Annotated in this window: 13 protein-coding genes and 1 pseudogene; 10 read left to right on the plus strand and 4 right to left on the minus strand. The window is 61.3% G+C overall.

From position 1 onward, the window contains the following. The first annotated feature begins 120 nt into the window (after nucleotides 1-120). Entirely contained in the window at nucleotides 121-630 is a 510-nt protein-coding gene (locus tag ABVN19_RS23835) for a disulfide bond formation protein B (protein ID WP_028942397.1), read from the plus strand. Nucleotides 631-854: 224 nt separating this feature from the next. After that, complete coding sequence (rsd, locus tag ABVN19_RS23840) at nucleotides 855-1,325, plus strand: sigma D regulator (RefSeq protein WP_105641389.1); 471 nt, start codon at nucleotides 855-857, stop codon at nucleotides 1,323-1,325. A 16-nt stretch (nucleotides 1,326-1,341) separates the two neighbouring features. Here the strand turns inward: rsd and ABVN19_RS23845 are convergent, their stop codons facing one another. Further along, the gene (locus tag ABVN19_RS23845; protein ID WP_105641390.1) at nucleotides 1,342-1,959 is read right to left on the minus strand and encodes an FKBP-type peptidyl-prolyl cis-trans isomerase; all 618 of its coding nucleotides are present in this window, start codon (nucleotides 1,957-1,959) and stop codon (nucleotides 1,342-1,344) included. 274 nt (nucleotides 1,960-2,233) lie between these two features. Between ABVN19_RS23845 and ABVN19_RS23850 the strand changes: the two genes are divergently transcribed. Next, entirely contained in the window at nucleotides 2,234-3,352 is a 1,119-nt protein-coding gene (locus ABVN19_RS23850; protein WP_028942394.1) for an AlgP family protein, read from the plus strand. On the opposite strand, the gene ABVN19_RS23855 is transcribed toward ABVN19_RS23850, so the two are convergent. Continuing rightward, the gene (locus ABVN19_RS23855) at nucleotides 3,328-3,810 is read right to left on the minus strand and encodes a TIGR02444 family protein (protein ID WP_028942393.1); all 483 of its coding nucleotides are present in this window, start codon (nucleotides 3,808-3,810) and stop codon (nucleotides 3,328-3,330) included. The two genes, ABVN19_RS23850 and ABVN19_RS23855, sit on opposite strands and share 25 nt — an antisense overlap. A gap of 50 nt (nucleotides 3,811-3,860) precedes the next feature. Between ABVN19_RS23855 and ABVN19_RS23860 the strand changes: the two genes are divergently transcribed. From ABVN19_RS23860 to ABVN19_RS23880, 5 genes are all read left to right on the plus strand, one after another. Continuing rightward, nucleotides 3,861-5,771, plus strand: a complete 1,911-nt coding sequence (locus tag ABVN19_RS23860; RefSeq protein WP_105641391.1) for an ATP-binding cassette domain-containing protein — start codon at nucleotides 3,861-3,863, stop codon at nucleotides 5,769-5,771. Then, on the plus strand, nucleotides 5,771-6,358 hold the full coding sequence (locus ABVN19_RS23865) for a mechanosensitive ion channel family protein (protein ID WP_028942391.1): 588 nt from the start codon (nucleotides 5,771-5,773) through the stop codon (nucleotides 6,356-6,358). The genes ABVN19_RS23860 and ABVN19_RS23865 overlap by 1 nt, the downstream gene beginning before the upstream one ends. 83 nt (nucleotides 6,359-6,441) lie before the next feature. Continuing rightward, nucleotides 6,442-7,074 (plus strand): LysE family transporter, encoded by a 633-nt coding sequence (locus ABVN19_RS23870; protein ID WP_028942390.1) that lies wholly within the window; start codon nucleotides 6,442-6,444, stop codon nucleotides 7,072-7,074. A 148-nt stretch (nucleotides 7,075-7,222) separates the two neighbouring features. Continuing rightward, nucleotides 7,223-9,121, plus strand: coding sequence for a cytochrome c/FTR1 family iron permease (locus tag ABVN19_RS23875; protein WP_105641392.1), 1,899 nt, complete (start codon nucleotides 7,223-7,225; stop codon nucleotides 9,119-9,121). A 60-nt stretch (nucleotides 9,122-9,181) separates the two neighbouring features. Next, entirely contained in the window at nucleotides 9,182-9,640 is a 459-nt protein-coding gene (locus tag ABVN19_RS23880; protein ID WP_028942388.1) for a YaiI/YqxD family protein, read from the plus strand. A gap of 49 nt (nucleotides 9,641-9,689) precedes the next feature. Here the strand turns inward: ABVN19_RS23880 and elbB are convergent, their stop codons facing one another. Continuing rightward, entirely contained in the window at nucleotides 9,690-10,355 is a 666-nt protein-coding gene (gene elbB, locus ABVN19_RS23885; protein ID WP_105641393.1) for an isoprenoid biosynthesis glyoxalase ElbB, read from the minus strand. 191 nt (nucleotides 10,356-10,546) lie between these two features. On the opposite strand from elbB, the pseudogene ABVN19_RS23890 reads away from it, so the two are divergent. Beyond that, nucleotides 10,547-11,095: pseudogene (locus ABVN19_RS23890) on the plus strand (sterol desaturase family protein); the annotation flags it as partial. 501 nt (nucleotides 11,096-11,596) lie between these two features. Here the strand turns inward: ABVN19_RS23890 and ABVN19_RS23895 are convergent. Then, the gene (locus tag ABVN19_RS23895) at nucleotides 11,597-12,241 is read right to left on the minus strand and encodes a DedA family protein (protein ID WP_028942385.1); all 645 of its coding nucleotides are present in this window, start codon (nucleotides 12,239-12,241) and stop codon (nucleotides 11,597-11,599) included. A gap of 207 nt (nucleotides 12,242-12,448) precedes the next feature. On the opposite strand from ABVN19_RS23895, the gene hemB reads away from it, so the two are divergent. After that, nucleotides 12,449-13,459 carry a porphobilinogen synthase gene (hemB, locus tag ABVN19_RS23900; RefSeq protein ID WP_105641395.1) on the plus strand — a complete coding sequence of 337 codons (1,011 nt, stop codon included), beginning with the start codon at nucleotides 12,449-12,451 and terminating at the stop codon, nucleotides 13,457-13,459.

Raw genomic sequence — 13,459 nt, forward strand, 5'->3', positions numbered from 1 at the left:
ATATCTAACATGGGATTATTCCCTTACTAATCAGTGATTTGTCTCAGTTGTAGTAGCTTGAAACAAGGCACGGACATCCTCTACCGTTGACGCCTGTCTTTCTACCCCTCCGGACTACTCATGCCGTCGGTCTCCCTGCGCTCAATGTTCCTTCTGGCCTTCGTGGTCTCGGTGCTGATGCTGGCGGCTGCGTTCTACCTTGAGTGGGAAGTGGGGTTGGAGCCTTGCCTGTTGTGCTACAGCCAGCGGTTGTTCCTGGGAGCTTTCGCGTTGGTGAGCGTGTGTGCGGTGCTCCATGGCCCTGGGTGCCTGGGGGCGCGAATCTATGCGGCGCTGGCGCTGCTGTGCGCTACCTGCGGTGCCCTCCTCGCCGGCAGGCATGTGTGGCTTCAGGGCATGCATTGGCCCGTTGCCAGCGATTGCCCGCCTGCCGTCGACAGCATGCCGCTGGCCCATCAGTTCAAGCTGATGCTGATCGGTAGCCCTGACTGCGTGCGCTTGAACTGGAGCTTTCTTGATCTGACGATTCCCGAGTGGAGCCTGTTGGCATTTGTCTTCTTGGCAGTGTTGGCTTTAGTGCGCCTGTTCGGGGGGAGGGCTGCAGTGTTCAATCGTCCGGCGAAAAACTGAGGCGGTCACTTCTGTCTGCAAACGACCGGCGGCAGGTCAGGCAGGGATTAAACACTTGTATGAACTTTGTCGCCTGCGTACCTTGAAGCCTAGGGCGCACGGGAATAATCTCCCTGCACGCATACCGAAAATACAGCTGCTCGATGCTGCCCTGCTGACGTCACCTTTGCTTGCACACTTGCGAGCGAGGAGCGGGGGCATTACCCAGAAGGGATGAGATCGCCATGCTAGATAGTTGTCAGAATGCTCAGGAACGCTGGGGTGGGGTTCATAAGCTCATTGACCGCTGGTTGGATGAGCGTGCAGAGCTGGTGACAGCCTTTCGTGAGTTACGCGATGCCAAGCCGGCCTTTGCCGACAAGGACAAGAGTCGCGACTTTTGTGCCGTGCTGATCGACTATGTATCGGCCTGGCATTTTGAAGTCAGCGAGCAGCTGGTCAGCGAAGCCAAGGCCTTTGGTGATACGCGAGGCCTGGAACTGGCTACACAGATCAGCCCGCGGATCGATGCGATCACCGAGATAGCCTCTGCCTTCAATGATCATTGCGACAGAGGCGACTGCAACGACCCGGAGCGCTTCGCAAAGAAGCTCAACGAACTGGGCAGCTTGTTGCATGAGCGCTTCGAGCTTGAAGACTGCCTGATCGAAGTGCTGCACAACGCACATAGCGAAGAAGCTGCCGTTCAGGCTTGATGGGTGTGCCGACGGTTTATTCGGCGACACCCAGCAATTCGATCTCGAACACCAATGGCGTATAGGGCGCAATCAGGTCGCCCGCGCCTTCGGCACCATAGGCCAGGGCTGAAGGAATCACCAGGCGCCATTTCGACCCTGTCGTCATCTCTGGCAATGTCAGTTGCCATCCCTCGATCACACTGCCCAGATTGAACCACTGCGCTTGCTGGTTCTGATCGAAAACGGTTCCGTCAGGCAACTTGCCGACATACCGGACCTGGACTTTTCCCTGCGCTGAAGGTTTGGCGCCAGTACCGTTGACCTGTTCGGCCACCAGAATACCTGCGGCTAATTCGCGCACGCCTGCACGTGCCCGCTCTGTGGCCATGAAGCGTTTTTCCGCAGTCTGCAACTGTTCGCTGTGTGCCTGTAACGCAGCTTGGTTGGCCTGGATTTCATGTTCGCCGAGTATTGCCGTCATACGTTCTTTGCTCAGGGCCAGGGGCTTGTTCTGGTAGGCCTGTCGCAACCCTTCCAGCAAGGCATCCAACTGCAGGTTTGGAACTTCCGTGCGCAGCCGCTCACCCAGGCTGGCGCCCAGGCTGTAGGCCAGGTCGTGATTGCTTTCAGGGGTGTTCGCAGGCGCTGCCATGAGCGACACCGGCAATAGAAAAAGAGCTAATACTAGATAACGCGACACTGGCTCACTCCTGCTTCAGCGGAAATAAAGTATGCCAGCCTTCACTCGTTACTTCGTGCAAATATCAGCAACACTTTGTGCAGCATCTACACTTGCTTCCAGCTGCAGCGATAACAACTTTGCCCAGGCATGCAACGCGGCGCCTTTAATACTGTCAACATGCCCTAGCGGCGGTAGCAGCAGAAGCATAGTATGAGCCGCACTCTCGTCAGCCAGGAGGTAAACCATGTCGGCCAATAAGAAGCCAGTAAGTACGCCGTTGCACCTGCTCCAGCAACTCTCGGGCAGCCTGCTCGACCATTTGGAAAATGCCTGCTCGCAAGCGCTGGCTGATGCTGAAAAACTGCTCGCCAAGTTGGAAAAACAACGTGGCAAGGCTCAAGAGAAACTGCACAAGTCCCGCCTCAAACTGCAGGACGCTGCCAAGTCCGGCAAAGCCAAGGCGCAAGGCAAGGCCAAGTCGGCAGTTGGTGAACTCGAAACGCTGCTCGACTCGCTCAAGGAGCGTCAGTCGCAGACACGCACCTACATTCTGCAACTCAAGCGTGATGCCCAGGAAAGCCTGAAACTGGCCCAGGGTGTTGGCAAGGTCAGGGAAGCGGCTGCCAAGGCGCTGACCCAGCGTGCAGCAAAACCTGCACCTGTCGCTACTGCCAAGCCAGCTGCCAAGGCTGCCAGCAAACCTGCCGCCAAGCCTGCTGTTAAAGCGGCTGCGGCAAAACCCGCTGCCAAGCCGGCTGCTAAAACCGCAGCTGCAAAACCTGCGGCCAAGCCAGCGACCAGAACGGCTGCTGCAAAACCTGCGGCCAAACCTGCAGCGGCAAAATCGCCTGCCAAGCCAGCGGCTAAAACCGCCGCCGCCAAACCAGCTGCCAGAACGGTAGCCGCCAAACCTGCAGCCAAACCTGCAGTTGCCAAGGCCCCGGCAAAACCTGCCGCCAGGCCTGCTGCAGCAAAAGCACCTGCCAGGCCTGCAGCCAAACCTGCCGCCGCCAAGGCTCCGGCCAAACCTGCCGCCAAGCCTGCTGCAGCAAAAGCACCTGCCAGGCCAGCAGCCAAACCTGCTGCCGCCAAGGCCCCGGCAAAACCTGCGGCCAAGCCTGTTGCGGCAAAGGCGCCTGTCAAGCCAGCAGCCAAACCCGCTGCCGCCAAAGCACCGGCCAAGCCAGCCGCAAAACCGGCTGCCAAACCTGCGGCGCAGCCCGTAGCGGCCAAGCCTGCAACCCCTGCGGCGCCCGTCGCCCCAGCCACAACGCCAGCCGCGACTACGCCACCGGCAACTACGCCGTCGACGGCCACCGCATCGTCGGTAACGACTTCTCAGACGCCGTCTTCGGCATCCTGAGTGGTCAGCATCACGGCGCGCAGCTTTTGCAGCGCGTCGTGATGCAAGCGGGCGCCTGAGGGCAGCGCCCATTGCAGCCAGTCTGCATGAGATGGGCTCTCTGCTTCCCCGCCTTCGCTGACTGCCTCCAGGCGTTCCAGCAACACGCGCTCTGCCGCCAGCTCCAAGCCCTTCACTTGATCACGCAAGCTCGCCAGTTGCGCATCGTGTGCCGATGCCATTCGCCATTGCTGGCGCAAACTGCGCAGCGGCTTTACCACCTCTGCCTGCCAGCTTCGAGCCTGTGCATGCAATGCGCGGGCACGCTGCTCGTTCGGAATTCTGCCGCGCTCGCGAAGCCAGGCTGCACACAGCAGCAAGCAGACATCACCGCCCTGGTCCTGCCATTGCAGGCAGGCCGCTTCGACGCCTGGGCGGGCGTACAGTTTCAAGGCAAAATTCCACAGGTCGGTGTGCATGGTCCTACTCGCGCCAGTTGCCGACGAAGCTGGTAGACTCCGCGGCCATTATGATCAGACTATCGAACCTCACTTTACAGCGTGGTCCCCAGCGCCTGCTAGAAGGCGCCGAGATGACCCTGCACGCCGGTCAGAAGGCCGGCTTGATCGGTGCCAACGGCGCCGGTAAATCCAGCCTGTTCGCCTTGCTGCGCGGTGAGCTGACGCCCGATTCGGGCGACTGCCAGCTGCCCGCCGACTGGCGTATCGCGCACATGCGCCAGGAGGTCGATACCCTCGATCGCCTGGCGGTCGACTATGTGCTTGATGGCGACGCGCGCCTGCGCAAGGTTCAAACCGACCTGGCGGCGGCCGAGGCAGCCCACGACGGCACGGCCCTGGCGCGCCTGCATATCGAGCTCGACAGCGCCGATGGCTACACCGCCGATGCGCGTGCGCGCAAATTGTTGGCCGGCCTGGGCTTCACCAACGAACAGATGGATCGCCGCGTAGGGGACTTCTCCGGTGGCTGGCGGATGCGCCTTAACCTGGCCCAGGCACTGATGTGCCCCTCCGACCTGTTGTTGCTCGACGAACCCACCAACCACCTGGACCTCGATGCCATCCTCTGGCTGGAAGACTGGCTCAAGGGTTATCCGGGCACGCTGTTGTTGATCTCCCACGATCGCGATTTTCTCGATGCGGTGGTCGACCATGTGGCGCATGTCGAGCAGTGCAAGCTGACGCTGTACCGTGGCGGTTACTCCGCCTTCGAGCGCACCCGTGCCGAACGCCTGGCCCAGCAGCAACAGGCCTACGAGAAGCAGCAGGCCCAGCGCGCGCACATGGAAAAGTACATAGCCCGCTTCAAGGCGCAGGCTACCAAGGCACGTCAGGCCCAGAGCCGGATCAAGGCACTGGAGCGCATGGAGGAGCTGTCGGCGGCGCATGTCGATTCGCCATTCGACTTCACGTTCCGTGAGTCGGAGAAAATCTCCAGCCCCTTGCTCGACCTGTCCGAAGGCCGCCTGGGCTATGGCGACAAGACCATCCTGGAGAAGGTCAAGTTGCAGCTCACCCCGGGTGCGCGTATTGGCTTGCTGGGCCCGAACGGCGCTGGCAAGTCGACCCTGATCAAGAACCTCGCGGGTGAGCTGGAGCCGCTAGGCGGGCGTCTGGTACGTGGAGAAAACCTGTCGGTGGGTTACTTCGCCCAGCACCAGCTCGACTCGCTGGACAACAAGGCCAGCCCGTTGCTGCACCTGCAGCGTCTGGCACCGACCGAGCGCGAGCAAACCCTGCGCGACTTCCTCGGCGGCTTCGACTTCCGTGGCGCTCGTATCGATGAACCGGTGCTGAATTTCTCCGGCGGTGAAAAGGCTCGCCTGGCACTGGCACTGATCGCCTGGGAGCGGCCGAACCTGCTGCTGCTCGATGAGCCGACCAACCACCTGGACCTGGAAATGCGCCTGGCGCTGACCATGGCCCTGCAAGAGTTCAGCGGTGCTGTGTTGGTCGTCTCTCACGACCGTCACTTGCTCAAGAGCACTACCGACGATTTCCTGTTGGTCGCTGATGGCAAAGTCGAGACGTTTGACGGCGACCTGGATGACTACACCCGCTGGCTGGTCGAGTACCGTCAGCGCAACGCGCCTGTCAGCACTGCGCCGGTCAATGCCGACAAGACCGACAAGAAAGCCCAGCGCCAGGCAGCGGCAGCCCTGCGTCAGCAGTTGGCCCCGCACAAGCGTGAAGCCGACAAGCTTGAGCGCGAACTGGGCACCGTGCATGAGCAGTTGGCCAAGATCGACGCCAGCCTGGGCGATAGTGCCCTCTATGAAGTCGCGCGCAAGGACGAGCTGCGTGACCTACTGGCCAAGCAGGCCAAGCTGAAAGTGCGCGAAGCGGAACTGGAAGAAGCCTGGATGGCAGCCCTTGAGCAGCTAGAGACTATGCAGGCGGAGCTGGAGGCGTTGTCTTGATGGCGTCGTTGCAACTGCCAGTACCACCGGAGTGGATTGCACCGTTCTGGCTGGGTTTGCAGATTTTGTTGATTCTCTGCGCGGCCTTTGTACTGCAGCGCCTGGTAGGGCGATGTCTCAAGCGCCTCGGTGAGCGCTATCCATTGCCGCCGGAGCTGATGATGCCGGTGCGCGGCGGTTTGCGCTGGTTGATCATGGGCAGTGCACTGGTGTTCGTGCTGGAGCGCCTCGGGGTTTCCGCCACGGTGCTATGGACGGCGCTGTCCGGCTTCGTTGCGGTAGCGGCTGTCGCGTTCTTTGCCATGTGGAGCGTGTTGTCCAACCTGTTGTGTGCGGTACTGATCTTCACCGTCGGGCCGTTTCGTATCGGTGACGTGGTGGAGCTGGTCGAGACTATCGACAAGCCAGGCGTGAAGGGGCGGGTGGTCGCAATCAACTTGTTGTTCACCACCTTGATCGAGATGCCGGAGGCCGGTGGCGCACTGGTTCAAGTACCCAATAGCCAGTTTTTCCAGAAGTCGGTCCGACGCTGGCGCGGCGCCGAGGTCGTGCCGCTGGTGGGCGACGACAAGGTCATCGGCAAGTGATCGACGGTTGAAAATAATCGTGGTTATTTTTTCGCCAGCGCACTAGCTTAAGGTTTTGTAAAAATCCCGGGCCGAGGTGCGCGATGTCATTGGAAACATGGTTGGCATTTTTTGCCGCTTGCTGGGTCATCAGTCTGTCGCCGGGCGCCGGGGCCATTGCCTCGATGTCGTGCGGCCTGCAGTACGGTTTCTGGCGCGGTTACTGGAACGCCCTTGGCCTGCAGCTGGGCCTGGTGTTGCAGATTGCGATCATTGCGGCGGGCGTCGGTGCCATCCTCGCGGCATCAGCCACCGCGTTCCAGGTGATCAAGTGGTTCGGTGTTGCGTACCTGGTGTACCTGGCGGTCAAGCAGTGGCGTGCGTTGCCTGCCGATCTCAGCGACGAATCCGCGGTTCGTCCCATCGGCAAGCCCCTTGCCCTGGTGTTTCGTGGTTTTCTGGTCAACGTCAGCAACCCCAAGGCGCTGATCTTCATGCTTGCGGTGCTGCCGCAGTTCATCAACCCGCATGCGCCGTTGTTGCCACAGTACCTGATCATTTCGGCGACCATGGTGATCGTGGACCTGCTGGTCATGGCGGGGTACACCGGGCTGGCCGCGCGGGTTCTGCGTCTGCTGCGTACACCCAGACAGCAGCGGCGAATGAACCGGACCTTTGCCGGCCTGTTCCTGGGCGCAGCAACGTTGTTGGCGACGATTCGACGCGCGCCGGTTTGAGACCCGCACCGACAAAAAAAGAAGGCGACCTCAGGGTCGTCTTTTTTTGTCGGTGATTAAATTGTCACTAAATTTTGCCGGATTCCTTGAGCGATCGTCATTGGAAGTGAACAATGCAATACCTCGTATTGCTATTTGAGATTACCTGATGATTTCCCGTTCCCGCTTGTTTGCCTGGCTGCTGTGGCCGGTGCTGGCGCTGAGCAGCTTGATGGTGTGGGCCGACACCGTCGATGACGCCGCCAAGGCTTTGCACCTGCTCGGCTACATTGGTGCCGACTATCCGGCGACCGTGGCGGCCGGCAAGGTGGTAGACGACGGGGAATACCGCGAGCAGCTGGAGTTCACCGACGTACTGCAAGGTGTCATTGGCGCTTTGCCGGCTCGCGCCGAGCGCCAGGCGCTGGAGCAAGGCGTTGTCGACCTGCGCCAGGCGATCAACCAGCGCCAGGACGGTGCCAGTGTCGCCCGCCTGGCTCGCCAACTCGGTGCGCAACTGGCGGTGGCCTATGAGGTCAGCCAGGCCCCGGTCATCACCCCCGACCCGGCCCGTGGCGCTCCGCTCTACGCTCAGCATTGCTCGGTGTGCCATGGCGATACTGGTGCAGGTGACGGCCCGGCAGGTGTCGGGCTGACTCCGCCACCGGCGAATCTGCGCAGCAGTGAGCGTGTGGATCGCTTGAGCCTGTATGACCTGTACAACACCTTGGGCCAGGGCATCGAAGGCACCGACATGCCGTCGTTCGCCGACCAGCTCGACGATCGTCAACGTTGGGACCTGGCGACCTATATCGCCAGTTTCACCGCTGACCCTGCGCACGCTAAAAATGACACCCCCTACAACCTTGCCGACCTGGCCCGCCAGACGCCCCTGGAGGTTGAAGCGTCCCAGGGCGCCGAGTCTGCAGCTATGTTCCGTGCCCAGCGCGCCCAGCCGCCACAGGTCCAGCGTGGCCCGGCGCAGTTGCTCGACTACACCGCCAGCACCCTCGACAAGAGCCTGGCGGCCTATCAGGCCGGTGACCATGAACAGGCCTATGACCTGTCAGTGGCGGCCTACCTGGAAGGCTTCGAGCTGGTTGAAAGCTCGCTGGACAATGTCGACGCCAATGTACGCAAGGACACTGAAAAGTCGCTGATGGCCTACCGACAATCCTTGCAGGACGGCCTGCCGCTCGAGCAGGTCAACCAGCGTCTGGATGCGGCCAAGGCCAAGCTCAAGGAGGCTGCAGGCCTGCTGGGCGGGGATGGCCTGAGCTGGTCGCTGAGCTATATCTCCGGTTTGTTGATCCTGCTGCGCGAAGGCCTGGAGGCGATTCTGGTGCTGGCGGCGATCCTGGCGTTCCTGCGCAACACCGGCCAGCAGTCCGCGGTGCGCAGCGTCAACGTCGGCTGGGGGTTGGCGCTTTTGGCCGGCCTGGGAACATGGGCCCTGGCGGCCTACGTGATCGATGTCAGCGGTGCGCAACGTGAGTTGCTCGAAGGCTGCACGGCGTTGTTTGCCAGCGTCATGGTGCTGTGGCTCGGGGTGTGGATGCATGACCGCCGGCACGCGGCGGCCTGGCAGGACTACATCAAGAGCAGCCTGCTCAGTGGCGGTGGTCGCTTCGGCTTTGCCATCCTGGCGTTTTTCTCGGTGTACCGCGAACTGTTCGAGGTGATCCTGTTCTACGAAACCCTCTGGCTGCAGGCCGGGCCCGCAGGGCACAACGCGGTGCTGGCCGGGGGCGCAACGGCACTGGTGTTGTTGGTGGGCTTGGCCTGGGTGATTCTGCGCGGTTCGGCAAAGTTGCCGCTGGCACTGTTCTTCAGTATCAACGCTGCCTTGCTGTGCGCGCTGTCGGTGGTGTTCGCCGGGCACGGGGTCAAGGCGCTGCAAGAAGCCGGCGTGTTCGGCACCCGCCCGGTGGCGTTCTTCGAGTTCGACTGGCTGGGTATTCATGCCGATGCGTACTCATTGGCGGCGCAAGTGGTTGCCTTGCTGGCAATTGCCGTGCTCTACGGGCGCAGCCGACTGGCTGAGAAGCGTCGCCTGCCGGCGGGTTGATTTGAAGCCAGACGGGTGAGCGGGGATACTGTTCACCCGTTTTTGTTGGAATGTTCTGTCATGCGTGTGTGGATCGATGCCGATGCCTGCCCCAAGGCGGCCAAGGATCAGGTCGTCAAGTTCGCCCTCAAGCGCCAGCTGGAGGTGGTGTTGGTGGCCGGCCAGAGCCAGATCAAGCCTGCGTTTGCCTGTGTCAGGCTGATCGTGGTGCCCAGTGGACCGGATGCGGCCGACGATTACCTGGTCGAGCATGCCGTGCCAGGTGAGCTAGTGATCTGCAGCGATGTGCCACTGGCCGATCGCCTGGTCAAGAAGGGTGTCGCCTGTCTCGATCCGCGCGGTCGCGAATTCGATGAACGCAACATGGGGGAGCGGCTGGCCGTGCGTAACCTGTTCACCGACCTGCGCGAGCAGGGGCAGGTCGGTGGTGGTCAGGCGCCGTATGGTGATCGCGAGAAGCAGGCGTTTGCCAATTCGCTGGATCGCATTCTGACGCGGCTGGCGTCATCGCGGGGCTAGCCCGCTCCTACCTGATTGCCGTGGGAGCCGGTATGCCCCGCGATCAGCGTCAGTCGTTCTCGTGGGTCAGCTCGAGCACCCGGTCAACCAGCTTGTAGATACCGCCCGCGGCTTCGCTGATGCTTTTGGCGAGCATGTAGGCCGGGGTGCTGACCAGTTTGCGCTGGGTATCTTCGACGATGTCATGCACATCGCATTCTTCATGGGTGCCACCCATCTTGACGATAGCTGCGCTGGTGTCGGCATCGCTGCCGATGGTGCAGACCACGCCCGGGCCGTAGATCTTTGCCGCCAGGGCCGGCGAGATGCAGATCAGGCCGACCGGTTTGCCGGCTTCGGCAAAGGCCTCGGCCAGGGCCAGCACGTCCGGGTTGACGGTGCAGCCGGTGCCTTCAACGGCAAAGTTGGACAGGTTTTTTGCCGCGCCGAAGCCGCCCGGCACGATCAGGGCGTCGAAATCCTTGGCGTCGGCTTCGCGCAAGTCCTTGATGTCGCCACGGGCGATGCGAGCCGACTCCACCAGCACGTTGCGTGCTTCAGGCATTTCTTCGCCGGTCAGGTGGTTGATCACGTGCATCTGCGCAATATTGGGCGCAAAGCACTGCACCTTGGCGCCGCGCTGGTCGAGGCGCAGCAGGGTGATCACGCTTTCGTGGATTTCGGCGCCGTCATAGACACCACAGCCGGAAAGAATCACTGCAACTTTTTTGGTCATGCTCACTACTCCCGAGTCGAGGCGCTAAATGTCCTCTAAATTGGCAGATGTCGCCATAGGGTCTGAGGCATTCCGGGCCTAATCTTATGCAATAGCCTGGAGATGGATGACCCATGGATCTGATCCTGTTGGCGGTACCGTTCTTCTTTGTCCTGATTGTGGTCGAGTTGCTCGCCGATCGCCTGCGCGGGATGCGTACCTATCGCCTCGCCGACGCCATCAACAGCCTCAGCACCGGAGTGTTGTCGACTACCACAGGGCTGCTGACCAAAGGGGTAGGGTTGGTCACCTACGCGCTGGCCTGGGAGCACCTGGCGCTGTTTTCGTTGCCGGGGGATGGGGTGTGGGTCTGGGTGCTTGCCTTTGTGCTGTATGACCTGTGCTACTACTGGCTGCACCGCTTCGGGCACGAGCGCAACATTCTGTGGGCTGCGCATTCGGTGCATCACCAGAGCGAGGACTACAACCTGTCCACCGCCCTGCGTCAGACCAGTAGCGGCTTCTTGCTGTCGTGGATCTTTTACTTGCCGCTGGCGGTCGTGGGCGTGCCGCCGCTGGTGTTCATCACCGTCGCGGCGCTGAACCTGCTGTACCAGTTCTGGGTACACACCCGGCACATTCCCAAACTGGGTTGGTTCGAGTGGCTGTTCATCACTCCGTCCAATCATCGTGTCCACCATGCGCAGAATCCTTTGTATTTGGATCGCAACTACGGCGGAGTGTTCATTGTGTGGGACCGGCTGTTTGGCACCTTTCAGGAGGAAGACGAAAACGAGCCAGTCATTTTCGGTGTCACCACGCCCCTGGCGAGCTGGAATCCGTTGTGGGCCAACCTGCAGTTCTATGCCCAGTTGTGGCACGACGCCCGTCATGCCGAGCGCTGGCGGGACAAGTTGCGGATCTGGTTCATGCCCACCGGCTGGCGTCCGGAGGACGTGGCGCGGCGCTTCCCGCAGGCCAAGCAGGACCTGAGCCGCTTTCGCAAATTCGAAGTGCCGCTCGGCTGGTCGCAGCAGCTGTATGTGACGCTGCAGTTCGCGGTGTATGTGGGCTTGGGCAGCTACTTGATGGAGCACGCCGACAGGCTTTCGGTGGCCTCCCTGGTGCTGGGGTGGGGGGTGATGGCGTTCGGCTTGTTCGTCTTCGGCACTGCACTGGAGAACCGGCCCTGGGCGTTCCGGCTGGAGCTGGCGCGGCTGGGGTTGAACATCCCGGCCATGCTGCTGGCCGGGATCACCGGCTTATGGCCGGTCACTGCCCTGGTCTGGGTCGGGCTGCTTGCCTACAGCCTGATCAGTTTGCTCGGCCTGTATGGCAGCCGCTTCCTTGCGGGCAACGCGCGCAGCACGGAAGCGTCGACGCAGCCACAGGCAGCCGCCGAGGGCCAGCAGGCCGCCGAGCACCCATAGCTCGTACTTTTTGACGTTGCCCAGCATGCCTTCGAGAATGGCGCCGAAGTGGTAGGCAGCGGCGCCAAGGGCCAGGGCCCATACAGCGGCGCCAATACCATTGAGCAACAGGTAGCGACGCGGCGGGTAGCCCGACAGGCCGATGGCCACCGGCATCACGGTCCGCAAGCCGTACACAAAGCGGAAGCTCAACACCCAGATATCCGGGTGGCGGCGAATGTGCTCCAGGGCGCGGTCACCCATCAACTGCCAGCGCGGTTTACGTGCCAGCAACTTGCGCCCATGCTTGCGCCCCATGAAGTACCAGAGCTGGTCCCCGGCATAGCTGCCGAAGAAGGCCACCAGGACCACCATGTTGATATCCATGTATCCGCGGAACGCAAGGAAGCCTGCGAGAACCAGGATGGTCTCACCTTCGAAAAACGTGCCGAGAAAAAGGGCAAAGTAGCCAAAATCCTGCAGGAATTGTTGGAGCATTTTCTGGGTGCTGGCGAAATGAACGCGCAGCCTAACCCTTCGTGGCCGTTGGGGAAAGTATCCAAATGTGTCTCGACGTTAACATTTCCTACAAGGACAATGACTGCGTCCTCAAGTCGCAGGGTTGTCCCAGGCTGTCATTCAAGCGTCATAATGGCCGCTTATAACTGTCGCGCCCGCCCGCCTGCGCGGGCTCAGGAGTCTGCCGTGAGCTTTACCCCCGCTAACCGTTTGTTTCCTGCCACTCGTCTGCGTCGCAACCGTCGTGACGATTTTTCCCGTCGTCTGGTTCGCGAAAACGTACTGACTGTCGATGACCTGATCCTGCCGGTGTTTGTGCTGGATGGCGAGAACCGCCGCGAAGAAGTTGCCTCGATGCCGGGTGTCGAGCGTCTGAGCATCGACCTGCTGCTGGAAGCTGCGCAAGAGTGGGTGAACCTGGGTATTCCGGCCCTGGCGCTGTTCCCGGTCACGCCGACCGAGAAGAAGTCGCTGGACGGCGCCGAAGCCTGGAATCCGGACGGTATCGCCCAGCGCGCCACCCGTGCCCTGCGTGAGCGATTCCCTGAGCTGGGTGTGATCACCGACGTCGCCCTCGACCCGTTCACCACTCACGGCCAGGACGGTATCCTCGACGAGGAAGGCTACGTACAGAACGACATTACCGTCGACGCGCTGGTGCGTCAGGCGCTGTCTCATGCTGAAGCTGGCGCCCAGGTGGTGGCTCCTTCGGACATGATGGACGGCCGCATCCAGGCCATCCGTGAAGCCCTGGAGCTGGCCGGTCACGTCAACGTGCGTATCATGGCGTACTCGGCCAAGTACGCCAGCGCCTATTACGGCCCGTTCCGCGACGCGGTCGGCTCGGCCCTGAACCTGGGCAAGGCCAACAAAGCCTCCTACCAGATGGACCCGGCCAACAGCAACGAAGCCCTGCATGAAGTGGCTGCAGACCTGGCCGAGGGCGCCGATATGGTCATGGTCAAGCCAGGTATGCCGTACCTGGACATCCTTTATCGGGCCAAAGATGAATTCAAGGTCCCGACCTTTGTCTATCAGGTCAGTGGCGAGTACGCCATGCACATGGCCGCGATCCAGAACGGCTGGCTCAGTGAAGGGGTGATCCTTGAATCCCTTACGGCCTTCAAACGGGCAGGAGCTGATGGCATCCTGACCTATTTCGCTGTTCGCGCTGCTCAATTGATGAGAGGGCAGTAA

Source organism: Pseudomonas vranovensis (assembly GCF_040438935.1).
GTDB lineage: Bacteria > Pseudomonadota > Gammaproteobacteria > Pseudomonadales > Pseudomonadaceae > Aquipseudomonas > Aquipseudomonas vranovensis.

Bases quoted from the DNA above. Each gene is read 5' to 3' on its own strand.
- ABVN19_RS23835 (WP_028942397.1), top strand. From the start codon at position 121: ATGCCGTCGGTCTCCCTGCGCTCAATGTTCCTTCTGGCCTTCGTGGTC.
- rsd (WP_105641389.1), top strand. From the start codon at position 855: ATGCTAGATAGTTGTCAGAATGCTCAGGAACGCTGGGGTGGGGTTCAT.
- ABVN19_RS23845 (WP_105641390.1), bottom strand. From the start codon at position 1,959: ATGGCAGCGCCTGCGAACACCCCTGAAAGCAATCACGACCTGGCCTAC.
- ABVN19_RS23850 (WP_028942394.1), top strand. From the start codon at position 2,234: ATGTCGGCCAATAAGAAGCCAGTAAGTACGCCGTTGCACCTGCTCCAG.
- ABVN19_RS23855 (WP_028942393.1), bottom strand. From the start codon at position 3,810: ATGCACACCGACCTGTGGAATTTTGCCTTGAAACTGTACGCCCGCCCA.
- ABVN19_RS23860 (WP_105641391.1), top strand. From the start codon at position 3,861: ATGATCAGACTATCGAACCTCACTTTACAGCGTGGTCCCCAGCGCCTG.
- ABVN19_RS23865 (WP_028942391.1), top strand. From the start codon at position 5,771: ATGGCGTCGTTGCAACTGCCAGTACCACCGGAGTGGATTGCACCGTTC.
- ABVN19_RS23870 (WP_028942390.1), top strand. From the start codon at position 6,442: ATGTCATTGGAAACATGGTTGGCATTTTTTGCCGCTTGCTGGGTCATC.
- ABVN19_RS23875 (WP_105641392.1), top strand. From the start codon at position 7,223: ATGATTTCCCGTTCCCGCTTGTTTGCCTGGCTGCTGTGGCCGGTGCTG.
- ABVN19_RS23880 (WP_028942388.1), top strand. From the start codon at position 9,182: ATGCGTGTGTGGATCGATGCCGATGCCTGCCCCAAGGCGGCCAAGGAT.
- elbB (WP_105641393.1), bottom strand. From the start codon at position 10,355: ATGACCAAAAAAGTTGCAGTGATTCTTTCCGGCTGTGGTGTCTATGAC.
- ABVN19_RS23895 (WP_028942385.1), bottom strand. From the start codon at position 12,241: ATGCTCCAACAATTCCTGCAGGATTTTGGCTACTTTGCCCTTTTTCTC.